Annotated in this window: 22 protein-coding genes and 1 pseudogene; 14 read left to right on the top strand and 9 right to left on the bottom strand. The window is 62.7% G+C overall.

Annotated features, from left to right (window positions below):
• The first annotated feature begins 30 nt into the window (after window positions 1-30).
• On the top strand, window positions 31-669 hold the full coding sequence (locus ACPW74_RS20765; protein WP_010672488.1) for a LysE family translocator: 639 nt from the start codon (window positions 31-33) through the stop codon (window positions 667-669).
• Window positions 670-722: 53 nt separating this feature from the next.
• On the opposite strand, the gene ACPW74_RS20760 is transcribed toward ACPW74_RS20765, so the two are convergent.
• Window positions 723-1,388: a chromophore lyase CpcT/CpeT gene (locus ACPW74_RS20760; RefSeq protein WP_041212148.1), complete on the bottom strand. Its 666-nt coding sequence runs from the start codon at window positions 1,386-1,388 to the stop codon at window positions 723-725.
• 198 nt (window positions 1,389-1,586) lie between these two features.
• Here ACPW74_RS20760 and ACPW74_RS20755 point away from each other — a divergent pair, with 198 nt between their 5' ends.
• Both ACPW74_RS20755 and ACPW74_RS20750 read left to right on the top strand, forming a co-directional pair.
• Window positions 1,587-2,030 carry an SRPBCC family protein gene (locus tag ACPW74_RS20755; protein WP_042882233.1) on the top strand — a complete coding sequence of 148 codons (444 nt, stop codon included), beginning with the start codon at window positions 1,587-1,589 and terminating at the stop codon, window positions 2,028-2,030.
• 171 nt (window positions 2,031-2,201) lie between these two features.
• Window positions 2,202-2,516 (top strand): annotated as a pseudogene (locus tag ACPW74_RS20750) (DUF3313 family protein); the annotation flags it as partial.
• A gap of 60 nt (window positions 2,517-2,576) precedes the next feature.
• On the opposite strand, the gene ACPW74_RS20745 reads toward ACPW74_RS20750, so the two are convergent.
• Window positions 2,577-3,077 carry a DUF1993 domain-containing protein gene (locus ACPW74_RS20745; RefSeq protein WP_039039533.1) on the bottom strand — a complete coding sequence of 167 codons (501 nt, stop codon included), beginning with the start codon at window positions 3,075-3,077 and terminating at the stop codon, window positions 2,577-2,579.
• A gap of 290 nt (window positions 3,078-3,367) precedes the next feature.
• Between ACPW74_RS20745 and ydfZ the strand changes: the two genes are divergently transcribed.
• A complete protein-coding gene (ydfZ, locus tag ACPW74_RS20740) occupies window positions 3,368-3,565 on the top strand; it encodes a putative selenium delivery protein YdfZ (RefSeq protein WP_010672483.1) in 198 nt (65 codons plus the stop codon).
• A 104-nt stretch (window positions 3,566-3,669) separates the two neighbouring features.
• Here the strand turns inward: ydfZ and ACPW74_RS20735 are convergent, their stop codons facing one another.
• Window positions 3,670-4,011, bottom strand: coding sequence for an SH3 domain-containing protein (locus ACPW74_RS20735; protein WP_042864616.1), 342 nt, complete (start codon window positions 4,009-4,011; stop codon window positions 3,670-3,672).
• 237 nt (window positions 4,012-4,248) lie between these two features.
• Here ACPW74_RS20735 and ACPW74_RS20730 point away from each other — a divergent pair, with 237 nt between their 5' ends.
• The 3 genes from ACPW74_RS20730 (at window position 4,249) to ACPW74_RS20720 (ending at window position 7,544) form a co-directional block, all read left to right on the top strand.
• Window positions 4,249-5,034 (top strand): hypothetical protein, encoded by a 786-nt coding sequence (locus tag ACPW74_RS20730; RefSeq protein ID WP_104452049.1) that lies wholly within the window; start codon window positions 4,249-4,251, stop codon window positions 5,032-5,034.
• A gap of 277 nt (window positions 5,035-5,311) precedes the next feature.
• Window positions 5,312-6,205: a LysR family transcriptional regulator gene (locus ACPW74_RS20725; protein ID WP_279980943.1), complete on the top strand. Its 894-nt coding sequence runs from the start codon at window positions 5,312-5,314 to the stop codon at window positions 6,203-6,205.
• Window positions 6,206-6,503: 298 nt separating this feature from the next.
• Window positions 6,504-7,544, top strand: coding sequence for an IS481-like element ISAs19 family transposase (locus tag ACPW74_RS20720; RefSeq protein ID WP_104452167.1), 1,041 nt, complete (start codon window positions 6,504-6,506; stop codon window positions 7,542-7,544).
• 144 nt (window positions 7,545-7,688) lie between these two features.
• On the opposite strand, the gene ACPW74_RS20715 is transcribed toward ACPW74_RS20720, so the two are convergent.
• The 4 genes from ACPW74_RS20715 to ACPW74_RS20700 all read right to left on the bottom strand — a co-directional run bounded on the left by ACPW74_RS20715 (window position 7,689) and on the right by ACPW74_RS20700 (window position 12,517).
• Window positions 7,689-8,654, bottom strand: a complete 966-nt coding sequence (locus ACPW74_RS20715) for an ABC transporter permease (RefSeq protein WP_425858460.1) — start codon at window positions 8,652-8,654, stop codon at window positions 7,689-7,691.
• Between the two features lie 2 nt (window positions 8,655-8,656).
• Window positions 8,657-9,775: an ABC transporter permease gene (locus ACPW74_RS20710; RefSeq protein WP_048209188.1), complete on the bottom strand. Its 1,119-nt coding sequence runs from the start codon at window positions 9,773-9,775 to the stop codon at window positions 8,657-8,659.
• Window positions 9,776-9,854: 79 nt separating this feature from the next.
• Window positions 9,855-11,432 (bottom strand): ABC transporter ATP-binding protein, encoded by a 1,578-nt coding sequence (locus tag ACPW74_RS20705; protein ID WP_039039558.1) that lies wholly within the window; start codon window positions 11,430-11,432, stop codon window positions 9,855-9,857.
• A gap of 86 nt (window positions 11,433-11,518) precedes the next feature.
• The gene (locus ACPW74_RS20700) at window positions 11,519-12,517 is read right to left on the bottom strand and encodes a BMP family lipoprotein (RefSeq protein WP_039039539.1); all 999 of its coding nucleotides are present in this window, start codon (window positions 12,515-12,517) and stop codon (window positions 11,519-11,521) included.
• A 567-nt stretch (window positions 12,518-13,084) separates the two neighbouring features.
• Between ACPW74_RS20700 and ACPW74_RS20695 the strand changes: the two genes are divergently transcribed.
• From ACPW74_RS20695 to ACPW74_RS20680, 4 genes are all read left to right on the top strand, one after another.
• Window positions 13,085-15,013 (top strand): hypothetical protein, encoded by a 1,929-nt coding sequence (locus tag ACPW74_RS20695; RefSeq protein ID WP_279980941.1) that lies wholly within the window; start codon window positions 13,085-13,087, stop codon window positions 15,011-15,013.
• A gap of 4 nt (window positions 15,014-15,017) precedes the next feature.
• On the top strand, window positions 15,018-15,479 hold the full coding sequence (locus ACPW74_RS20690) for a hypothetical protein (protein WP_155488294.1): 462 nt from the start codon (window positions 15,018-15,020) through the stop codon (window positions 15,477-15,479).
• 68 nt (window positions 15,480-15,547) lie between these two features.
• Window positions 15,548-17,719 (top strand): DNA helicase II, encoded by a 2,172-nt coding sequence (uvrD, locus tag ACPW74_RS20685; protein ID WP_279980939.1) that lies wholly within the window; start codon window positions 15,548-15,550, stop codon window positions 17,717-17,719.
• A gap of 180 nt (window positions 17,720-17,899) precedes the next feature.
• Complete coding sequence (locus ACPW74_RS20680) at window positions 17,900-18,880, top strand: IS5-like element IS5 family transposase (RefSeq protein ID WP_026141915.1); 981 nt, start codon at window positions 17,900-17,902, stop codon at window positions 18,878-18,880.
• Window positions 18,881-19,179: 299 nt separating this feature from the next.
• On the opposite strand, the gene ACPW74_RS20675 is transcribed toward ACPW74_RS20680, so the two are convergent.
• On the bottom strand, window positions 19,180-20,085 hold the full coding sequence (locus ACPW74_RS20675; RefSeq protein ID WP_039039541.1) for a LysR substrate-binding domain-containing protein: 906 nt from the start codon (window positions 20,083-20,085) through the stop codon (window positions 19,180-19,182).
• Between the two features lie 118 nt (window positions 20,086-20,203).
• Between ACPW74_RS20675 and ACPW74_RS20670 the strand changes: the two genes are divergently transcribed.
• From ACPW74_RS20670 to ACPW74_RS20660, 3 genes are all read left to right on the top strand, one after another.
• Window positions 20,204-21,331, top strand: coding sequence for an S-(hydroxymethyl)glutathione dehydrogenase/class III alcohol dehydrogenase (locus ACPW74_RS20670; RefSeq protein WP_041212135.1), 1,128 nt, complete (start codon window positions 20,204-20,206; stop codon window positions 21,329-21,331).
• Window positions 21,332-21,379: 48 nt separating this feature from the next.
• Window positions 21,380-22,228 (top strand): S-formylglutathione hydrolase, encoded by an 849-nt coding sequence (gene fghA / locus ACPW74_RS20665; protein WP_279980938.1) that lies wholly within the window; start codon window positions 21,380-21,382, stop codon window positions 22,226-22,228.
• A gap of 63 nt (window positions 22,229-22,291) precedes the next feature.
• Window positions 22,292-22,798: a DinB family protein gene (locus ACPW74_RS20660; protein ID WP_279980937.1), complete on the top strand. Its 507-nt coding sequence runs from the start codon at window positions 22,292-22,294 to the stop codon at window positions 22,796-22,798.
• Window positions 22,799-22,869: 71 nt separating this feature from the next.
• On the opposite strand, the gene ACPW74_RS20655 is transcribed toward ACPW74_RS20660, so the two are convergent.
• Window positions 22,870-23,592 (bottom strand): GIN domain-containing protein, encoded by a 723-nt coding sequence (locus ACPW74_RS20655; RefSeq protein ID WP_161647001.1) that lies wholly within the window; start codon window positions 23,590-23,592, stop codon window positions 22,870-22,872.
• Window positions 23,593-23,663: the final 71 nt, after the last annotated feature.

The raw sequence follows: 23,663 nt of genomic DNA, 5'->3' as shown, positions 1-23,663 counted from the left end.
TCACCTCCATACCGCTGTCGGAGGTCTTTTATGTTCACCAGCCTGTTTCTGACCCTGGGTCTCGTCCACCTCGTCGCCCTGGCGAGCCCGGGCCCGGATTTCGCGCTCATCCTGCGCACCAGCCTGCACAGGCCCACCGCCCTCGGAGCGGCCCTTGGCATCGCCCTCGCCATCCTGCTCCACGCCACCCTGAGCCTGACCGGCATCAGCCTGCTGATCGCAAGCCAGCCCTGGCTCTTTCTCGCCGTGAAACTGGTGGGTGCCCTCTATCTGGGCTGGCTGGGCTGGGGGGCGCTGAAAGCGGCCTGGCAGGGAAGCGGGGATCTGGCGCTGCGCGCCGGAGGCGAGCGGCCGGGCTGGCGCAAGGGGGTGAAGAGCGGGCTGGCCACCAATCTGCTCAACCCCAAGGCGATGCTGTTCTTCATGGGGCTGCTGGCCGCCATGGTGACGCCCCAGGTGGATGGCCTGACCCGGGGATTGCTGATCCTGGAGCTGTTCCTGCTCTCCCTCGTCTGGTTCAGCGCCCTGGCCTGGAGCCTCTCCACCCCCCGCGCCCAGCACCTGCTCGGCCGCATCCAGCGCCCGCTCAACCTGATGACGGGCCTGCTGTTTGGCGCGGTCAGCCTCTCCATCCTGGTGGATCTGCAGGGGCACTGGCCAGCGGCCTGACCGGCACGTCCTTGTTGGCGGCAAGCAGGGAGGGGCCTTGACGGACGGCGCGACTACTCCCCGCGCCGCATCCCCTTGCGCAGGTAGACGTAACCCTCCCCCGGGCTGCCCCAGCGCTGATGGGCGCCGTTGTCATAGGCCCTGTCCAGCAGCCGGACACTGTCCGGGCCGATCCAGAGGTACTGCACCAGGGTGGTGGCACCGCCAAAATCGGTGGCGCAATGCCCGACCCGGGTCTGTCCTTTGTACTCCCCGCCCGGCTGGCGGGTCAGCCAGATCTCGCACCCTTCGCGCAGGGAGAGTTGCTGCGGGGTGAGGGAGTCGAGCAGCTCGGGCCGACGCCAGGCGCCGGCAAAATCCGTGGCCCTCGGCATGGTCAGTTCGGCCATCAGGATGCGGCCATCGGGCAGGGAGGAGAAGCGGTAGATGCGCTGGCGAAACGGCCGCTGCGCCCGCTCGGTCAGAAACTGCTCCGCATAGACCCAGCGGAAGGGGCCCTCCCCGGGCCAGATCTCCACCAGCCGCAGCTCGGCACTGGTGAAGCGGGCATCGAAGGTGGCCTGCTCCTGGCTGGAAAACTCCCCCGAGAACCAGGAGAGCAGGGGCTCCAGCCTCCCCTGCGTGGCATGGGGGCCGGGGGCCGTCACGAAGGGGACGGGCGCCGCCCAGATCAGGCTGGCGTAAAACAGCCCCAGCAGGGCCGCCATCAGCTGTGTCATCGAATCCTTCCGAGTCGCTTGCATGGCGGCGATTATATGAGCGAACGGTGACAATAACCTCTATCTTGATCAACTCCTTGAAGAGAAAACGAAAAATCCTCTCTGCAGGCGAAAGGAGGCGACGCCCCCCCGCAGGCCACGGGGATGACGGCTATCCTTGCTGCGACCCGTCCCTGTTGCCACCAAGAGGAGTCCCCCATGAACACAGTCACCCTGCATCGCGTGCTCAAGGCCCCGCCACAGCGGGTTTACCAGGCCTTTATCGAGCCGGACGCCCTGGCCAAATGGCTGCCCCCCCATGGCTTCACCTGCAAGGTGGCGGCGCTGGATGCCAGGGTCGGCGGCCAGTTCAGGATGTCGTTCACCCACTTCGCCAGCGGCCACACCCACGCCTTCGGCGGCGAGTATCTCGCGCTGGAGCCGGGCAAGCGCATCCGCTACACCGACCGCTTCGACGACCCCAACCTGCCGGGGGAGATGCAGGTCACCATCACCCTCACCCAGGTGCTGTGCGGCACCGATCTCGCCATCGAACAGGCGGGTATACCGGCGGTCATCCCGGTGGAGATGTGCTACCTCGGCTGGCAGGAGTCCCTGATGCAGCTCGCCACCCTGGTGGAGCCCGAGATCCCCGCCGAGTGACCCGACACGGGGGCTCCCCCGGTGGCCCCCACATAGATACCCCTTGTGAGAGAGGGGCCTGATCAGGTATCTCTGTGGGCAGGGCGGGCTGCGCTCTTGCAGCGACCATCCACCGCCAGGAGCCCCCATGAAACGAGTCTTGATGATGACCATGGCCGCCGCCCTGCTGGGCGGGTGCAGGCGGCCATCACCAACTTCGACCTGACCCGGCCCGACCCCAAGCTGCGGGATCTGCTGCCCGCCAAGATCGCCATCAACGTCACCCGCGAGGTAATAGGCAAGGAGCCCTATCTGCTCAAGGTGGGCAGCATGGCACAGTTGCTCGACGCCCAGAGCGGCAAGCTGCTGGTGCGGGTGATGGACGCTCGCGAGAGCCCGGACACCACCCACAAGGATTCCCCCATCACCGCCCTGGAGATGGAGAAAATGATCGATCAGTGGGCCGCAAGCCGCGCCAAACAACTGGCCGACAACCTGGGGCGCTGAGCCGGGCCGAAAACGACAAAGCCTGCCAGGGGGCAGGCTTTGTTGTCGCTGAAGCGCGGTTTATTGCAGGTTCAGACCGCCCAGGTAATCCCGCTTGCCCAGATCCACCCCGGCCTGGCGCAGCAGGGCATAGGTCATGGTGAGGTGGAAGTAGAAGTTCGGGATGCCGTACTCATGCACGCAGCTATGGCCGTCCATCCCCTTGCCACCGGCCCAGTAGGGGTAGTAGTGGCCGCTCGCATACTGGCTGAAATCCGCCTCCAGCTTGCCTTGCAGGTAGGCGATGGTCTTGGCCACGTGGGCGCGCAGATCCGCCATGGTCTTGGGATCATCCCCCAGCACCGGCGGCTCGCTCAGGCTGGCGGTGGCCACCACGGCGCGGGCGCTGTCACAGCAGATCAGCACCTGCTTGCTCAGGGGCAGCATGTCGACGATGAGGCGCTCATTGAAGAAGTTGTCCACGTTGAATTTCTTTGCCTCGGCGTGGGCCTCGGCCTTGGCCAGACACTGGTCCAGGTTGGTCAGCATCTTGATGAACTGGGCTGCGATATCACGATTCATAATGCACTCTCGGTTGGTTGAAGGCAGTAAAACGAGCGGCTCCACTATAGCGCATCCCCCTTGCAGTTCGAGCCCGAGGGGATGAAAAGCGAGGGCGTCCTCCTTGCCCTGCGACAGGCAGTGGCGATCACCGGCGGGCAGCGAGACCAGAACGCCGCGCCCCGTCGCCGCCCCGAGTCCCTCTTTCCCCTTTTTTTGATCTGTGACAGGCATCTCTTTTTTCGAGGGGCGTAGTCTGGAGCCCGTTGCCCCGGCACGGGCCGGGGCACCCATCCCACAAGGAGAATGCCATGAAGATCTACGATCGAAACCGCAATGTGCTGACCCTGGGCCAACGGGTAATGATTGCCGCCACCGGCGCGGTCGACACCCTCAAGGAGGCGCACACCGACAACCTGACCCCCTATGAGGCGGAACATGAGAAGTGCGTGCTGCTGACGAACAGCCAGGAGCGCTACGCCCCCATCGAGTTGATTAGACTAGGCTGATCCCGTTTTCCGTCACCCTACTCTTTACAATTCACCCGGCCGCACGCCCCGTCGCTGGCCGGGTTTCTCTCTCCGCTCTACTCCTTCTCCGAGCCGCTGCCACCTTATGAGGGCGAGGCGATGCAGCTTGCCGGTATCCAGCCTGATTGCCCCGCTTCGTTGTGAACCCAGAGCCAGCCTGCCAGCTCCCGATCCACCCGTACCCGCTCCCCCACCGCCACATCCAGCTCCCGGGCGGTATAGTCCTGGCGCGCCTGCGCCTCCCCGGCGCCGATCGGGGTCAGCAGGGACAGGGGCGCCCACCCCTCGTTGCCGTCTGCGGTAAAGGTGCGCACCCAGCCAGGAAACTCGTCGTCCTCGTGGCCGATGCGTACCCGCTCTCCGGCCCGAAAGGCGATGGGATTGGGGTAGCAGGTGTGGTGCGCCGTGGTGATCAACGCCAGCATTGTCTCGTCCTCCGACAGGTTCTGTTTGATGACGCCCCGAGTCATACCACAACCCGGGCCCCGTTGCGTCAACCGGGCTCACACCCTCTGGCAGAGGGTGCTCTCCCCCGGGGCGGGCCGACGACCCTGATCCCCACGATTCATTACTATCAGTGAATTTTCATATCATCCGAGTGTCATTTCAGTGAACACATCACCGCCCTAGACTGCTTCTCGAACCTTAACGAGGAGTCTTGTATGAAACTCACCCATATCCCGTTGCTGGCCGGCACCCTCGCCTCGGCCTTCTCTTTCAACACCTTCGCCGGTGACCTGGTCTCGGTGCAGTTCAGCGATGGCCGCCCCGCCGTGACCGGGGTCGAGGCGGTCAACAACGCACTCAACCCCATCGGCGTCAACGTGGTCACCGTCGACATTCCCGAGGCCGCCAGGCCGCTGCTTGAAGCCTCCCACCGCCGCGCGTTGACCAAAGCGGAGCACGGCGCCCTGATTGCGGCCTTCAACCTGAGTCAGGGGGAGCTGCTGGAGCAGGCCAGGCTCGCAGGGCGCGAGCCTGCGGTGCAAGGGGGCGGCGTCGCCACCGAGGAGACCGGCGTCGGCCCCTACCCCAAGGTCTATGACCTGATGGCGCTGGACGAGCGCACCCGCAGCGCCGTGCTCGGCAAATATGGCCGCATGCACGTCAACTCCGCCGAGGACGGCACCGACATCGACGAGGTGATGACGGTGGTCAGCGGCGGCCCGTTCCGCTGGGGCTTTACCCTCAAAGACGGCAGCATCGCCCGCTTCCAGATAGACAAGGTGGGCCTGGAGGACAAGGCCGTGCGGATCAGCTATCACGGGCTCGGCATGCACGCCGGGCTGATGGATGCAAAACAGGGGCTGTTGGTGGCCTTCGCCCACGGCCCCAGGGCATTCACCATGCGCTACCAGGCGGACGTGCCCCACGCCCAGCTGCTTGGCACCAACCCCTGGGCCGATGTCGGCATCACCCTGCCCCCCGCCCCCGGCAAGGTGCAGTAAGCCGGTGCGTGCCATCTGGCGGCGGGGCCCGGGCCCTGCCGCCTGCTTTTATGCCTGCCGTCACGGGCCGGGGTGCCCGGGGCTCATCGCCTCTCTTTCACCTGCGTCTCTGCCGGGCCCGTCACGGGCCGCAGGGCCATGATCCGGGCCGGTCTGCCACGGGCCACTCTCTGTCTGGGGGGGATGGGGGGTGGACACCCCGGGGATCCGCACTATTGTGATAAAAGTGCGCAATGATGGCGCCATCATTTACCAGTAGTGAATTAACGGGGGCAGGATGAACAAGATCACGGCGCTGAACGTCTTTCGCCGGGTGGTGGAAATGGGCACCTTCAGGGCGGCGGCGGACGACCTGCGCCTCTCCCAGGCGGCGGTCAGCAAGAACATCAACGAGCTGGAAGCCTTTCTCGGCATTGCGCTGATCAACCGCACCACCCGGCGGCTGAGCGTCACCGAATCGGGCATGGCCTATTACGGCCAGATATGCGCCGTGCTGGACAGCCTGGAGGCCGCCGACCAGTCCATCATGGCCGCCTCCTTCACCCCCAGGGGCAGGCTGAGGATCGGCATGCCCATGTCCTACGGGCTGATCCGGCTCAACCCCCTTGTCTGCGAATTCCAGCGCCGCTATCCGGAAATCGGCATCGAGGTGATCCTGAGCGACGCCTACATGGATCTGGTGGATCAGGGGCTGGACGTGGTGATCCGGGGGGCTGGCACCCTGGAGGACTCCACCCTGCGCGCCAAACCCCTGTGCGAGGTGCAGCGGGTGCTCTGCGCCGCCCCCGATTACCTGAAGGAGGCGGGCCAACCCGCCCACCCGGCGGATCTCAAGGGCCACAACTGCCTGCGCTACAGCCTCTCCTCCTCCCCCAACAAATGGTTCTTCACCCGGGACGCGGAGAGCGTGGCGGTGGAACTGCCCCCCGCCAGCTTCTGCGCCAACAACGGCATCGCCCTGAAACAGGCGGCGGTGCAGGGGCTCGGGGTGATCCTGGTACCGGATGAATTCGTGTCGAACGAACTGGCAGACGGCACCCTGGTCAAACTGCTCCCCGACTGGCAACCCGACCCCCACGCCCTGTTCGCCGTCTACCCCTTCCACAAGGAGCAGTCCCGCAACGTGCGGCTCTTTATCGAATTTATCGTCAAGGCGTTTCAGTTGCGGTGAGCCAGACAGGCGAGCCTGGGGTTTATGCCTCTCGGCCACGATACCGATAACCCATCTTATGCTGCGTGTAGGTTCGATTAGCGAAGCGTAATCGGACGATCGCGGAATCGAACCTACACCTCTCAAAAAAGACCTAAGAATTTGCGGCGCTGCGAGCGATTGGCATGGGAGTTTTTAATGGTGGACAATGTGTATGGAGATGGTATTCACCTGACAGTTGCCCACAAAAGGGAGTGGTCATACGGCTTCAAACCGGATAACAAAACGGTACCCCTACCGTGTTATCCGGAGTCACCGTATGACCACCAACGAGAAAGTAGCACGTCGCAAACTCAGCCTGCTAGAGCTCGCCAAAGAGCTCAATAACGTCAGCAAAGCCTGCAAGCTCATCGGCTACAGCCGTCAGCAGTTCTACGAAATTCGCCGTAACTATCAGACCTATGGCGCCGAGGGCTTGCTCGACAAACTACCCGGCTGTAAAGGGGCGCATCCCAACCGGGTCGCTCCCGAGATTGAACAGGCTATCCTCGATTACTCTCTCACCAGACCAACCCATGGCCCGCTGCGGGTCGCGCAAGAACTGGCTCTGCAAGGCATCAACGTCAGTGCGGGCGGTGTGCGTGGCGTGTGGCAACGTCACGACTTGCTCTCCAAGCATGACCGCTTGTTGCGCCTCGAGAAAACCCACAGGGAACAGACGATTGAGCTCAATGACGAGCAGATCCGCCTGCTCGAGCGCTTCAGCCCCGAGTTTCGCGAACGCCAAATTGAGGTTCACTACACCGGGGAACTGGTGGCGGTCGACACCTTCTTCGTCGGCGCACTCAAGGGGGTGGGCAAGGTGTATCTGCAAACCGTACTGGACTGCTACAGCCGCCACGCCTGGGGACGGCTCTACACCAGCAAGCTGCCGGTGACCTCGGTCCATGTGCTCAACGAAACGGTCCTGCCGTTCTTCGAGGCTCACGAGGCGCGGGTCTATACCATCCTGTCAGATAACGGGCGCGAGTTCTGCGGGCGCCCTGACCATCACCCCTACGAGCTGTTCCTGCAACTGGAGGGGATTGAGCACCGGACCACCAAGGTACGCAGGCCGCAGAGCAACGGCTTTATCGAGCGGCTACATCGCACCCTGCTGGATGAACACTTCCGTATCAAGGGGAGAACGACCTGGTATGAGTCGGTAGAACAGATGCAGACAGACCTGGATAGCTACCTGGGACACTACAACACCCAGCGGCCACATCAGGGCAGGATGATGGAGGGTCAGACCCCCTACAGCATGTTCAAGAAGGGTCTGAAATTGATACCGAAGGAAGTGCGCACTAAAGTAGCGTAAACAAGACACCGGTTTGAGGCCGGTGTCAGGTGATAACTAGATCTGTACAGGCCGGGTTATTTTTCTATTCAGCCAAGAACATCCTGGATATCTCAAAGAAAAGGCCCGCATGTGCGGGCCTTTTGCATGGCATGAAGGGCGGGGCTATTCCCGCTCCTTGACGTAGGGGGTGCCGAGGGCCTTGGGGGCCACCGCCTTGCCGATGAAACCGGCCAGCAGGAAGACCGTCAGGATGTAGGGCAGCGCCTCGATGGCCTGCACCGGGATCGGGAAATCGCCGATGCTGACCCCTTGCAGCCGGATGGCGACCGCGTCGAGGAAGCCGAACAGCAGACAGGCCGCCATGGCGTTCCAGGGGCGCCACTTGCCGAACACCAGAGCCGCCAGCGCCATGAAGCCCTTGCCCGCGCTCATGTTGGGGATGAACTGGGCGGTCTGGGCTACCGCCAAATAGGTGCCCCCGATCCCCGCCAGCAGGCCGCCGATGATGAGGGCGGTATAGCGCATCCGCACCACGGAGATACCGGCGGTATCCACCGCAGCCGGTGCCTCGCCCACCGCCCGCAGCCGCAGGCCGAAGCGGGTGCGGAACAGCACCCACCAGGCCAGGGGCACGGCGGCGAAGGCCACGTACTCCAGCAGGGAGTGACCGCTCAAGAGCTCGCTGTAGAGCTGGCCGATGACGGGCACGTCATAGAGCTCCTTGACATAGGGCAGGTCGATGGGGGCGAAGCGCGCCGCGCCGGAGAGCGCCGGGGTCTGGCCCCCCTGATCGAACCAGTAGCGCCCCAGGGTCACGGTGAGACCGGCCGCCAGGATGTTGATGGCCATGCCGCTCACCACCTGATCACCCCGGTGGGTGATGGTGGCGAAGCCGTGCAGCAGGGCGAACAGGATGGAGATCCCCACCCCGACCCCCAGCCCAATCCAGGCGGAACCGGTGACGGCGGCCGCCGCCGCACTGGCGAAGGCGGAGGCCAGCAGCTTGCCCTCCAGGGCGATGTTGACTACCCCGGAGCGTTCACAAAACATCCCGGCCATAGCGGCAAGAATGAGCGGAGGCGCGGTACGAATGGTCGCGTCCAGCATCAGGATCAGCATTTCGAACATGATCAGGCTCCTTTCACTTGGGCGGCCGGGCGGTTGGCAAAGGCCAGATAGGCCTGCTCGATGCGCGGGCGCAGCATGTGCTCCAGGGCGCCGCAGAACAGGATCACCAGACCCTGCAGCACCACGACGATGTTGCGGTCCACCCCGAACTCGAAGCTGAGCTCGGCGCCGCCCTGGTAGAGGAAGCCGAACAGCAGGCTGGCGATGATGACGCCGACCGGGTGGTTGCGACCCATCAGGGCCACCGCGATGCCGGTGAAGCCGAAGCCTTCCACGAAGTTGAGCTTGATCTGGTGCAGCTCACCCTGCAACACGTTGAGGGCGAAGAAGCCCGCCAGCATGCCGGAGATCACCATGGCCAGGATCACCACCTTGGGATAGGAGATGCCCGCGTAGGCGGAGGCGCTCTGGCTGGCGCCCACGGAGCGGATCTCGTAGCCCCAGCGGGTATGCCAGATGAAGACCCAGACCAGGGCCGCACAGATCAGCGCCCAGAAGAAGCTGATGTTGAGCGGGCTGTTCGGCACCGTCACGCCGACCGCCGCCAGCAGCTCGCTCATCTTCGGCAGCCAGCTCGCCATGGCGAACACCTTGCTCTCGGTGGCCATGGATCCTGGCGGCTTGAAGACGTCGACCAAGAGGTAGGCCATCAGGGAGGCGGCGATGAAGTTGAACATGATGGTGGTGATGACGATGTGGCTGCCCCGCTTGGCTTGCAGCCAGGCCGGGATGAAGGCCCAGGCAGCGCCGAACAGGCCGCCGGCGATGATGGCGAGCGGCAGCAAGAGGGCGAACGGCAGCACGTCCCCGAGCAGCAGACAGACCAGACCGACCCCGAGGCCGCCGATATAGGCCTGCCCCTCACCGCCGATGTTGAACAGGCCGGCGTGGAAGGCCACCGCCACCGCCAGACCGGTGAAGATGAAACCGGTGGCGTAGTAGAGGGTGAAGCCTATCCCCTCGCCGGTGCCGAAGGCGCCGTACCACATGATTTCGGCTGCCTCGATGGGGCTGATGTCGAGGTAATAGAACAGGATGGCCGACACCAGGAAGGCCAGCAGGATATTGACTGCGGGCAGCACGCCCACGGATATCCAGGCAGGAACACGTGCTTGGCTCATGAATGGGCCTCCTTGATATCGTCGGGGACTGGTGTGTTGACCATCATCAGGCCGAATCCGTTACAAGTGGTTGTGACCTTCATGATGTGGCTCCTTGTGATTGGCTTGCCGCCACGTCGTCAGGAACTATGTTCGCCATCATCAGGCCTATGGTGCGTTCATCCGCCCTGGCGCCGTCCAGCTCGCCGACGATGCGGCCATCGGCGATGACCAGAATGCGGTCGGAGAGGCTCATGATCTCGTCCAGCTCCACCGACACCAGCAGCACCGCCTTGCCCTTGTCGCGCATGGCGATGATCTGCTGGTGGATGTACTCGATGGCGCCGATGTCGACGCCCCGGGTCGGCTGGCCGACCAGCAGCACATCCGGGTCCTGCTCCACTTCCCGGGCGATCACCAGCTTCTGCTGGTTGCCGCCGGAGAAGTTGGCGGTCTTGTGCTCCGGGCTCGGCGGGCGCACGTCCCACTTGTCCATCTTGGCCTGGCAATCCTGGCGGATCGCCTCCTTGTCCTGCAGCCAGCCCTTGTTGTACTGGGCACGGCGGTGATAACCGAGGATGAAGGCCTCTTTCGCCTCGAAGCGGTTGATGAGCCCCATCTTGTGCCTGTCTTCCGGGATGTGGCCCAGGCCGAAGTTGCGCACCTGCTCCGGGTCGGCCGGGTGGCTCTGGCTCACCTCGTGGCGCTGCGCCCCGGCGATGGTGAAGCCGCCCTTGCTGGGCTTGAGGATGCCGCCGAGCATGCTGAGCAGCTCGGACTGGCCGTTGCCGGAGACCCCGGCGATGCCGACCACTTCCCCCGCCCGCACCTCGAAGCTGACGGATTTGACCCGTTCCACCCCGGCGTCATCGACGTAAGAGAGGCCCTCGACCTTGAGCTTGGCCTCGCCCGGCTGGGCGGTGCCCTTGTCGACCTTGAGGCGCACCTTGCGGCCCACCATCAGTTCGGCGAGCTGCTCCTTGTCGGTGTCTTTGGTGGCGACATGGGCCACCATCTCCCCCCGGCGCATGATGGAGACCTGATCCGTGATGGCCAGGATCTCCCGCAGCTTGTGGGTGATGAGGATGACGGTCGCCCCCTGATCCCGCAGCTTTTTCAGCACCTCGAACAGGTGATCCGCCTCTTGCGGGGTCAGCACCCCGGTGGGCTCGTCGAGGATCAGGATGCGGGCACCGCGATAGAGCGCCTTGAGGATCTCGACCCGCTGTTGCAGGCCTACCGGCAGATCCTCGACCTTCTCGTGCAGCGGCACCTCGAGACCATAGTCCCGTGCCAGCTCGCCCAGCAGCTTCTCGGCGGCCGCCAGGCTCTTGCCCAGGCGCCAGCCGTTCTCGGCCCCCAGGATGACGTTTTCCAATACGGTAAAGTTGTTCACCAGCATGAAGTGCTGGTGCACCATGCCCACCCCGGCGGCAATCGCATCTTGGGAGCCATGGGGTTTGAAGGGGTTACCGTCGATCAGCATCTCGCCTCTGTCGGCGTGGTAGAAACCGTAAATGATGCTCATCAGGGTCGACTTGCCGGCGCCATTTTCGCCGACGATGCCGTGAATACTGCCTTTACGAACCTGAAGGTCGATCTGCTTGTTGGCGTACACGTCGCCGAACCGCTTATCGATACCCCTTAATTCGATGGCATAGCGATCTGTCTGGTCCATGATGCAGTCCTTGCGGGTCATGAAGTAGAGACTAAAAACCGGCCCGTGCGGGCCGGTCATCACTGGTTGAGAGTCGTAGCAGGGACTCAGTACTTGCAGGAGTTGTCGCTCATGTAGTCGTGCACCTTGATCTTGCCGGCGATGATGTCGGCCTTGATGGCTTCGACCTTGGCCTTCATCTCCGGGGTGATCAGCTTGGCGTTGTTCTCGTCCAGCGCCCAGTCAACACCGCCTTCGGCCAGACCCAGGGACTGGATGCCCGGCTTCCAGCTGCCCTTGGCGGCGTCATCCCAGCTCTTGTACGCGGCCAGACCCACGGACTTGACCATGGAGGTCAGCATGGTGCCCGGCTGCAGGTGGTTCTGGTTGGAATCCACACCGATGGCCAGCTTGCCTTCGTCCTTGGCAGCCTGATAGACACCGATACCGGTGCCACCGGCGGCGGCATAGACCACATCGGCGCCCTTGGCGAACTGGGACTTGGCCAGTTCTGCACCCTTGGCCGGGTCGGCGAAGGCTGCCGGGGTGGAGCCGGTCATGTTCTGATAGACGTCGATCTTCGGATTGATGTACTTGGCGCCTTGCTCATAGCCGCACTGGAACTTGCGGATCAGCGGGATGTCCATGCCGCCCACGAAGCCGACCTTGCCGGTCTTGGAGGCGATGGCCGCCAGGGCACCCACCAGGAAGGAACCTTCATGCTCCTTGAAGATGAGGGACTGGACGTTCGGCTTGTCGACCACCATGTCGATGATGGTGAACTGGGTGTTCGGGAACTCGGTGGCAACCTTCTCTACTGCGGAACCCATGTTGAAGCCGACGGCGACGATGGGGCCGTTGCCACGGCTGGCCAGACGACGCAGGCCCTGCTCGCGCTGGGCTTCGTTCTGGGGTTCGAACTCCTTGACCTTGACGCCTTTGTCCTTGTTGTAGACTTCGACGCCGTTGCGGAACACGGCCTCGTTGAAGGACTTGTCGAATTTGCCTGCGGTGTCATAGATGACGGCGGGCTCGGAGGCTGCCTGGGCGGACAGGGCAGCGAGGGTGAGGGCGGCCACGGTGGCCAGCTTGAGCACTTTAGTCACGATCGTATCCTTGATTGTTATGTGAGGGTCCACAACCTGTCTTGGCAGGTCATAAAGCACGCTGGCTAACTGTAAGTGAGCCAGCCCGTTGGTCAAGGGGATCATAGAGGAAAAACGTTTGCGTTAACGGTTTGAAATATAAGCAAATTGCCTTATAAGTGTTTGTTTTATGATGTTTTTGCAGAATTAAATTCCGGGATTAATAGGGCTCGATCGACATTTGTGTTTGGATTCATGATGTTAGGCGCAACCGTTTTCCTCCTCTGATGAAAAAACTGGCTTCCATCGGCACCAGCCCTGCGGCCTCATCGACGCCACGTTGGCGGGCGGGCTGGCTGATCGCCAGGAGATCCGCCCCGGGTGTGACAGCCCACGATGGGTGGCTATTTCCCCTCCCAGGGCCGTCGTCTGTGGCCGTTTTTCCTGCTCGTTCGGGGCCTGCGTGATGGCAAGCACGTTCATATGGAAATGTATTGGTGTTTGTCATATGGGTACGCTAGGTTATACCCGGGTTAACTTGGCCCCCGGGATGGGGGCGTATTTTTTACATTTGTTCGGGTGATAAAAATGAAAAAGAACGTGCTGAGTATGGCAGTGGCTTGTGTGTTGTCCGGTGTCATGTTGACCGCTTGCGGGGGCGGTGGTGACGATAACGGTGGCGGCAGCAATGGTGGCAACAATGGCGGTGGCACCGACACCGGCAGCAAGCCTCTTCACACTGCCGTCTTCCTGGATTCCGTCGTGGGTGGCCTCGACTATCGGTGCAACGATTACACCGGTGTCACCAATGCCAAGGGTGAATTCCTGTTTGATGATGGCGACACCTGCGAATTCGCATTGGGTAACCAACGCCTGGGGGCGGTGACCCTCAAGGCGGGCAACTCGCTGGTGACCCCTTACACCCTGGCGGGTGACGACAAGGAGAAAGCGATCCGCATTGCGGCATTGCTGCAGACGCTCGACAGCGACAGCAATCCGGAGAACGGCATCACCCTCGACAAGGCGCAGGTCGCGCAACTGGGGATCGTCGAACTGGGTAGCGATGACGCCTTCAACACCTCCCTGGTCGAGGCGCTGAAAACAGCGGGCCTCACCAAAGCCGTCGTCTCTCTGGCTGCGGCGAAAGCCCACCTCTCCGCCACCCTGGCTGGCGTCAATGGCCGCTCCGTGGCGGTCGACAAGGTGCTGAGCGATCTGCAGCAACTGACCGATCTGAAAAACCTGGACGTCGAGAGCAAGTTCAAGGAGTACAAGGAGACCCTGCAGGCCGAGACCGGTGAGAGCGGCAAGGCCGATCGCCAGATCGTGCTGGCCATGCTGACCATGCTGGAGGTGACCAACAACCCCGTAGTGGCTGAACGCCTGGGCTTCACCTCGTCCGCCATTGGCAGTGGTTACAGCACCAGCCTGGCCAAGGTGATGGATGTCATCATCCATACTCCCGGTACCGCCTCCGTGGCGCTCAAAGGTGGCAAGGGATATACCCGTGACGTGGCCAAGCTGATGGGCGCCTATGCCGACAGCCTGGAAAACGTCGCGGCTGCCCTGGCCGATATCCAGGATCCGGATTACAGCGCCACCTATGGCGATGACGATACCGTCACCCTCAACCTCGACGGTGCCAAGGCCCTGCGGGCCTCGGCGCTGGCGATGGCATCGGCCCTCAACATCGCCGCCTCCTACCAGTACGGTCCGGACAGCGCCTATGTCACCCAGCAGGAAGAAGTGATCTTGCCGCGTATGCACATCAAGGACACCTGGGGCATGCAGCCGACCACCACCTATGAAGAGAGCAGCAGCACCTTCGAGACCCAGTTCAGTCAGCAGGAAATCGAGCCGGATGCGCTGGTGGCGCACGCCGATTTCTTCCGTTTGACCGACGATGCCAAGGCACGGTTGGCCAAGGCCAAGTCGCAGTTGAAGGATGCGGTGAGCCTCGCTCTGACCATCGATCAGAGCAAGCTGGACGAGTCGTTGACCCAGGATGAGATCGAGGCCAATGCCGCGACCCTCAAGGAGCTGGCGAACCACTTTGCAGGCACTGTGCCCACTATCCAGTGGGAAAGCGTCGAGACCCGATACGTCAATACCGGCATGGGCTGGCAGCCTCAAGAGGTGGGGGTGAAGTACAACATCAATGTGCTGCCGTTCTTCGATGAGATGCTGGATCGCAGTGACATGACCATCAAGGTGACCGGCGGCTGTGATGGCGCCGTGGGGGCGCGGGATGCCGAGCTGTCCAAGGCCATGGGAGAGCCCATGTGTCTCATCACGAGCGACGAGTTCAAGGCACTTGCCCAAAGCGATCGCGGCACACTGAAGAACATCGGCTGGATGCAGGAAGATCAAGAAAGCCACACCGCCATCTATGCCAAGGGGGTGGGTTATGACTGGTCAACCCAGATGACACCGGTGGCCGGGTCGACCTTTGACAAGGTCTTCGTCTCCTGTACCGACCTGGATGACAACAAGGTCAGCTGTGCCGATCAGCTGTAAACCAGTGGGAGCGCTCCTGACGGGGGCGCTCCTGTTGTGGATGCCGGTGGCACAGGCTGCCGGCATGCTGACGCGCTACACCGATTATCGGGAGCGTGTCTTCGATCGTCAGGGTCAGTTGCAATATCAATTGACCACCCACGAATACTTGCAGCGGATGCCCAGCGGGCGTCCGTCATTGTCCAGTCTGTTTGCGTTGCGAGAGATGCAACGAGCATCACTGCAGCTCAAGCAGGGTACCTTGATGGTGAATGACGTCATCGTGCGCTTCGAGCATGGGCATTATCAGGACGGCATGCTGGTGATGGGGAACACGGAAGTGACCCTGCCTGAGGGCCGCATGCTGGCCGCTTCACTTCGATTTGATCCCGTCCAGCAGGTGCTGGATGCCCCCCGCGCCCGGTTGCTCAGCTTTTCCGGTGAGGTACTGGGCCAATACCGGAACTATCACCGCCCCCTTCGTTGATCCTGCCGGTTGGTCTCTGGCGGCTCAGGCCGTATAATCCCCGCCTGTATAAATAAACAGGAGTGGTGATGGACGTTTCAACCCTGCTCGACGGGCTCAACGACAAGCAAAGAGATGCCGTTGCGGCGCCCCGCAGCAACCTGCTGGTGCTGGCCGGTGCCGGTTCGGGCAAGACCCGGGTGCTGGTGCACCGTATCGCCTGGCTGATGCAGGTGGAACGCTGTTCACCCTTCTCCATCATCGCGGTCACCTTTACCAACAAGGCGGCGGCCGAGATGCGCGGCCGGGTCGAAAAAGTGATCGGCGACGGCGTGCGCGGCATGTGGATCGGTACCTTCCACGGCATCGCCCACCGATTGCTGCGGGCCCACCATCTGGATGCGGGCCTGCCGCAGGATTTCCAGATCCTCGACTCCGACGACCAGTACCGCCTCATCCGGCGGGTGCTCAAGGCCCTCAACCTCGACGAGAAGCACTGGGCCCCCCGCGCCGTGATGGGCTACATCAACGGCAAGAAGGACGAGGGCTTGCGCCCCGGCGACATCGACCTCTACGGAGACCCCGTCACCCGCACCTATCAGCAGATCTACAAGACCTATCAGGAGACCTGCGATCGCTCCGGGCTGGTGGACTTTGCCGAACTCCTGCTGCGCGCCCACGAGCTGTGGCTGGGCAAGCCCCACATCCTCGAGCACTATCGCGACCGCTTCCAGAACATCCTGGTGGACGAGTTCCAGGATACCAACGGCATCCAGTACGCCTGGCTGCGGATGCTGGCCGGCGACACCGGCAAGGTGATGATCGTCGGCGACGATGACCAGTCCATCTACGGCTGGCGCGGCGCCAAGATTGAGAACATCCAGCGCTTCCTGACCGACTATCAGGGCGCCGAGACCATTCGCCTCGAGCAGAACTACCGCTCCACCGCCAATATCCTCAAAGCCGCCAACAGCGTCATCGCCAACAACTCGGAGCGGCTCGGCAAGGAGCTGTGGACCGAAGGCGCCGAGGGCGAGCCGATTTCCCTCTACGCCGCCTTCAACGAGGTGGACGAGGCCCGCTTCGTGGTCGGTCGCCTCAAGGACTGGAAAGAGAAGGGGGGGCTGCTCGCCGACTGCGCCATCCTCTATCGCTCCAACGCCCAGTCCCGGGTGCTGGAAGAGGCGCTGATGCAGGACGCCATGCCCTATCGCATCTACGGCGGCCTGCGCTTCTTCGAGCGGCAAGAGATCAAAGACGCCATGGCCTACCTGCGCCTCATCAACAACCGGGGCGACGACGCCAGCTTCGAGCGGGTGGTCAACACCCCGACCCGCGGCATCGGCGATCGCACCCTCGAGATCCTGCGCAATAACGCCCGGGATCAGGGCCAGAACCTGTGGCAATCGGCCAAGGCGCTGCTCAACGACAAGGTGCTGACCGGTCGCGCCGGTAACGCGGTGCGCGGCTTTGTGGATCTCATCGACGCGCTGGAGGAACAGGTCTCCCTGCTGCCCCTGCACCAGCAGGCGGATATCGCCATCCAGCACTCCGGCCTCAAGGCGATGTATCTGGCGGAAAAAGGCGAGAAATCCCAGGCGCGGGTAGAGAACCTGGACGAACTGGTCACCGCCTGCCGCCAGTACCAGCGCCCGGACGAGCTGGAAGACATGAGCGATCTCTCCGCCTTCCTCGCCCACGCGGCGCTGGAATCCGGCGAGAATCAGGCGGACGAATATGCCGACGCGGTGCAACTGATGACCCTGCACAGCGCCAAGGGGCTGGAATATCCCCTGGTGCTGCTGGTCGGTGTGGAAGAGGGCATGTTCCCCAGCCAGCAATCCACCGAGGAGTCGGGCCGGCTGGAAGAGGAGCGCCGCCTCTGTTACGTCGGCATGACCCGCGCCATGGAGAAGCTCTACATCTGTTATGCCGAGAGCCGCCGCATCTACGGCCGCGAGATGTTCCACAAGCCGAGCCGCTTTATCCGCGAAATGCCCGCCGAGTGCCTGGAAGAGATCCGGCTGCGCACTCAGGTCAGTCGCCCCACCCAGTACGGCCGCTTCAGCCAGAACGAGGTGCAGCAGAGCTTCGACGCCAGCGGCATCAAGCTCGGCCAGCGAGTACTCCATCCGAAATTCGGGGAAGGAATCGTGCTCAACTTCGAAGGGGTCGGCCAGCAGAGCCGGGTTCAGATCCAGTTCGACGACGTCGGCGCCAAGTGGTTGGTGACGGCCTATGCCAGATTGGAAGCGCTTTGATTTTTCCTGCCTTTTGAAAAAACCAACCCGGCTTAGGCCGGGTTGGTTGTATCTATCAAGCATTGCGATAATCTAAATGACGCGATCATCCGATTATGCTTCGCTATTCTAAGGAAGGTGCGAACAAGTCCCTGATATGAGATCATGTTTGTCATCTGGAGCCATGGAACAGGGTTCATCATGAGTCATCAACTTACCTTCGCCGACAGTGAATTCAGCAGTAAGCGCCGTCAGACCAGAAAAGAGATTTTCTTGTCCCGCATGGAGCAGATTCTGCCATGGCAAAACATGGTGGAAGTCATCGAGCCGTTTTACCCCAAGGCTGGTAATGGCCGGCGACCTTATCCGCTGGAAACCATGTTACGCATTCACTGCATGCAGCATTGGTACAACCTGAGCGATGGCGCGATGGAAGATGCTCTGTACGAAATCGCCTCCATGCGTCTGTTTGCCCGGTTATCCCTGGATAGCGCCTTGCCGGACCGCACCACCATCATGAATTTCCGCCACCTGCTGGAGCAGCATCAACTGGCCCGCCAATTGTTCAAGACCATCAATCGCTGGCTGGCCGAAGCAGGCGTCATGATGACTCAAGGCACCTTGGTCGATGCCACCATCATTGAGGCACCCAGCTCGACCAAGAACAAAGAGCAGCAACGCGATCCGCAGATGCATCAGACCAAGAAAGGCAATCAGTGGCACTTTGGCATGAAGGCCCACATTGGTGTCGATGCCAAGAGTGGCCTGACCCACAGCCTAGTCACCACCGCGGCCAACGAGCATGACCTCAATCAGCTGGGTAATCTGCTGCATGGAGAGGAGCAATTTGTCTCAGCCGATGCCGGCTACCAAGGGGCGCCACAGCGCGAGGAGCTGGCCGAGGTGGATGTGGACTGGCTGATCGCCGAGCGCCCCGGCAAGGTAAGAACCTTGAAACAGCATCCACGCAAGAACAAAACGGCCATCAACATCGAATACATGAAAGCCAGCATCCGGGCCAAGGTGGAGCACCCATTTCGCATCATCAAGCGACAGTTCGGCTTCGTGAAAGCCAGATACAAGGGGTTGCTGAAAAACGATAACCAACTGGCGATGTTATTCACGCTGGCCAACCTGTTTCGGGCGGACCAAATGATACGTCAGTGGGAGAGATCTCACTAAAAACTGGGGATAACGCCTTAAATGGCGAAGAAACGGTCTAAATAGGCTGATTCAAGGCATTTACGGGAGAAAAAATCGGCTCAAACATGAAGAAATGAAATGACTGAGTCAGCCGAGAAGAATTTCCCCGCTTATTCGCACCTTCCTTAGCAATAAGAGGATAAAGACCCGGTATGAGCAGGTCTATTGCGTTTGACAGGCTACAACAACAAAAGCTCATTTGAAACAAAAATTCATTTATGAATACTTGTATTCTACCAACCCATTCAAGCCTCTTTCTTATACCTGTATCGCCCCCATCAACCGATGGGCCGAACCAGAGCGGGTTGGTGGGGATCGCTGAGGCGCTCGGCCAGATAGTCCACCAGCAGCCGCACCTTGGGGGAGAGGTGGCGGTTGTGGGGATAGAGGGCCCAGATCCCCTCCTCGGGGGCCCGCAGCTCCGGCAGCAGCTCGATGAGCTCCCCCCGGGCGAGGTGGTCGCTCACGTAGTAGTCCGGCAGCTGGATGATGCCGATCCCCTTGATGGCCGCATCCAGCAGGGCGTGGCCGCTGTTGCACTGAAGCAGACCGCGTACCCGCACGCTGTGGGGTTTACCGTTCAGGGTGAAGTGCCACTCGTCCCCGTTGCCCACCAGGCAGGTGTGACGGGCCAGCTCCGAGAGACTGTTGGGCATGCCGTGGCGGGCGGTGTAGGCAGGGGAGGCGCACACATAAGGAACCCGCTGCGCCAGCTTGCGGGCCACCAGGGTCGAATCCTTGAGGTGGCCGAGGCGGATCGCCAGATCGAACCCCTCGTGCACCAGATCCAGCAACTGGTTGGTGAGGTTGAGGGTCACCTCCAGCTGGGGGAAGCGCACCATGAAGTCGTTCACCAGGGGGGCGATGCGGCTCTCGCCGTAGGAGACAGGGGCCGTGATGCGCAAGGAGCCCTGGGGCACCGCCTGATGGCGTCCCACCGCCAGCTCCGCCTCGTAGAGGTTGTCCAGCAACTGGCGGCAGTGGCGAAAATAGATCTCCCCGAGTTCGGTGAGTCGCACCTGGCGGGTGGTGCGCAGCAGCAGCTTGGCCTGCAGCCTGTCTTCGAGCTGCGCCACCTGGCGGCTCACCTGGGCCACCGACACCCCAAGCTTGCGCGCGGCCGGGGTAAAGCCCCCCTGCTCCGCCACGCTGACAAATTCACAGACCCCTTCCCAGCCGAACATTATTACCTGTGTGTAAAAGTGATTTGATACTTAGCGTTATTATCACCAAATCGGCGAGAAACTACACTGGATCTCCGAACTCATTTCCGTTCATCCAACCACTACGAGGACGTCATTCATGGCACAGGTTCAGAGCATCAAGTGTAAAGCCGCCATCGCCTGGGGACCGGGTCAGCCCCTCTCCATCGAAGAGGTCGAGGTCATGCCGCCCCAGGCCGGCGAGGTGCGGGTGCGGATCGTCGCGACCGGCGTCTGCCACACCGATGCCTTCACCCTCTCCGGTGAAGATCCGGAAGGGGTCTTCCCCTGCATCCTGGGCCATGAAGGGGGCGGTATCGTCGAGTCCGTCGGCGAGGGCGTCACCAGCGTCAAGGTCGGCGATCACGTGATCCCGCTCTACACCCCCGAGTGCGGCGAGTGCAAGTTCTGCAAATCCGGCAAGACCAACCTTTGCCAGAAGATCCGCGCCACCCAGGGCAAGGGGCTGATGCCGGACGGCACCACCCGCTTCTCCAAGGACGGCCAGCCTATCTACCACTACATGGGCACCTCCACCTTCAGCGAATACACGGTACTGCCCGAGATCTCCATCGCCAAGGTGGATCCGGCCGCCCCCCTGGAAGAGGTCTGCCTGCTGGGCTGCGGCGTCACCACCGGCATCGGCGCCGTGATGAACACCGCCAAGGTGAAAGAGGGTGAGAGCGTCGCCATCTTCGGGCTGGGGGGCATCGGCCTCTCTGCCATCATAGGCGCGCGCCTGGCCAAGGCCGGCCGCATCATCGCCATCGACATCAACGAGAGCAAGTTCGAGCTGGCTCGCAAGCTGGGCGCCACCGACTGCATCAACCCGAACGACTTCGACAAGCCCATCCAGGAGGTGATCGTCGAGATGACCGACGGCGGCGTCGACTTCTCCTTCGAGTGCATCGGCAACGTCAAGGTGATGCGCGCGGCGCTGGAGTGCTGCCACAAGGGCTGGGGCGAGTCGGTCATCATCGGCGTGGCCGGTGCGGGCCAGGAGATCAGCACCCGTCCGTTCCAGCTGGTCACCGGCCGGGTGTGGCGCGGCAGCGCCTTCGGCGGCGTGCGCGGTCGCAGCGAGCTGCCGAGCTACGTACAGCGCTACATGCAGGGTGAGTTCAAGCTGGACGACTTCATCACCCACACCATGCCCCTCGAGCAGATCAACGAGGCGTTCGATCTGATGCACGAAGGCAAGAGCATCCGCACCGTCATCCACTACTGATCCCATGAGCGCCCCGCCCATCGCATGGGCGGGGCAAGGAGTCCTTACATGAATCTGGACATCATCAGCAGCAACAAGAGCTTCAGCGGCTGGCACAAGCAGTATCGCCACCGCTCCAATGTGCTGGGGTGCGAGATGCGCTTCGCCATCTACCTGCCGCCCCAGGCCCTCACCGGCCAGAAAGTGCCGGTGCTCTACTGGCTCTCCGGTCTCACCTGCACCGACGAGAACTTCATGCAAAAAGCCGGGGCCCAGCGCATCGCCGCCGAGCTCGGCATCGCTCTGGTAGCGCCGGACACCAGCCCCCGCGGTGAAGGGGTGGCGGACGATCCCGGCTATGACCTCGGCATGGGGGCGGGTTTCTACGTCAACGCCACCCAAAGCCCTTGGCGGGATCACTACCAGATGTACGATTACGTCACCCGGGAGCTGCCCGAGCTCATCGAGACCCACTTCCCGGTCTCGACGAAGCGCGCCATCAGCGGCCACTCCATGGGAGGCCACGGCGCCCTCATCGCCGCCCTGCGCGAGCCGGGTCGCTACCGCTCGGTGTCGGCCTTCAGCCCCATCAGCCACCCGAGCCGCTGCCCCTGGGGCCAGAAGGCCCTCGGCGCCTACCTCGGCAACAACCCCCTGCTGTGGCAGGAGTGGGATGCCTGCCAACTGCTGCGCCACCACGACAGCCCGCCCCTGCCGACCCTGGTGGACGTGGGGCTGGACGACCCCTTCCTGGCGGAGCAGCTCGGCATCGACACCCTGGCCGAAGTGGCCGCCACCCGGGCGTGGCCCCTGACGCTCAACCGCCATGCCGGCTACGACCACAGCTATTACTTCGTGGCGAGCTTCATCGAGGCACACCTGCGCTTTCACGCCAACCACCTGGGCGAACCGGCCTGAGGCTGATCCGCTCGTGGCCGCCCCGTCAGCGGGCGGCCATTCACCCGGAAACAGGAGACAAGGATGCCTCTCTTCACCACATTGCTGGCCATGCCTGATCAGTTCGAGCGGCTGCTGGCACAGGTCCCCACCGACCGTCTGGACTGGGAACCCGCCAACTGGGCCGGGATCCCCTCCGAGCGTTTCAGTGCCAGGGGGCACCTCTGCCACCTGCTGGACATCGAGGTGCTGGGCTATCAGGTGCGGTTTCGTCGCACCCTGGCGGAGAGCCTGCCGGAACTCGCCTCCCTCGATGGTTATCAGCTGGCGCTGGACCATGATTACCCCCGACAGGATACCGCCACGCAGCTCGACCGCTTTCGCACCGCCCGCCTGCAGACCGTCGAATGGCTGAAGACGGTACCGTCCGACGCCTGGCAGCGCCGCGCCCGCTATGGCGGCTATGGGGAGGTGACCCTGGACGGTCTGGTGCGCCTGCTCGCCAGCCATGACCACCAGCACCTCGCCGGCATGCAGTGGCTGCTGATGCGCCTGAACGCCGATATGGGCCTCGCACTTCCCCTCGAGTGAGGTGTCGTCCCACAGTGTCGCATCCTGCAAAAAGGCCCCGAGGGGCCTTTTTCATTGTTGCGATGATGGGATCAGCTCCCCAACCGGCTCACCTGACCCGAACCCGCGATCTCGCTGGTCAGCGCTGGGCTGCCCCAGTAGTTGACCGCACCGGCACCGGCGATCTCTATCTTGAGCCGCGACTGGGCCCGCACCTCGACCTCGCCACTGCCGGCGATGCTCACCTCGACCTCCTCGCTGGCGAGCCCGGCCCCCTTGACGCCACCAGCGCCGGCGATGTTCAGCGCCATCACCCGGGCGGAGCCCTGCCCCAGATCCAGGTTGCCCAGCCCGGCGATGTTACCCTCCAGCCGATCCAGCGTCAGCCCGCTGGCGACGATGTCCCCCGTGCCCGCCAGGGAGAGCACCAGATCATCCCCCTTGAAGTCGCGCAAGGCGCCGTTGCCAACCCCCGCCAGTGCCAACTCGTGCAGCGTCGGCAGGGTGATGGTGATCTCCAGCGGCTGGGTGGGGTCGAGCCGGTAGCCATCCTTGACCTCGATCTCCAGCTTCTCCCCCTGCTCGGTGAGTACCAGATAGGGCAGCAGGTTGGCCTCCCCCTTGACCCTGAGGGTGTGGCTCTCTCCCGCCACCAGGTACAGGTTGGCGGGCACGCCCGCCAGCACCCGGGTTACCTCCCGCCCCAGGGGATGCTGCTGCTCCACCACGGCTCCCTCCCCGCGCACCTTGACGTCATCCTGCCAGCTGCATCCGGTCAGTCCCAGGGCCAGCACCACTCCCAGCATCCATTTCATCCCGCTACTCCTCGTTTCCTCTTTGCCGCACGGCGCGGCAGGTGAGTGGCAATTAGCAAACCCTGTGCCAT

The sequence above is a fragment of the Aeromonas sp. INTO2 genome, assembly GCF_049860605.1.
In the GTDB taxonomy this organism is placed as follows: Bacteria; Pseudomonadota; Gammaproteobacteria; order Enterobacterales; family Aeromonadaceae; genus Aeromonas; species Aeromonas caviae.
Note: the sequence above shows the minus strand (reverse complement) of the source record. Positions and strands in the feature narration are given on the sequence as shown.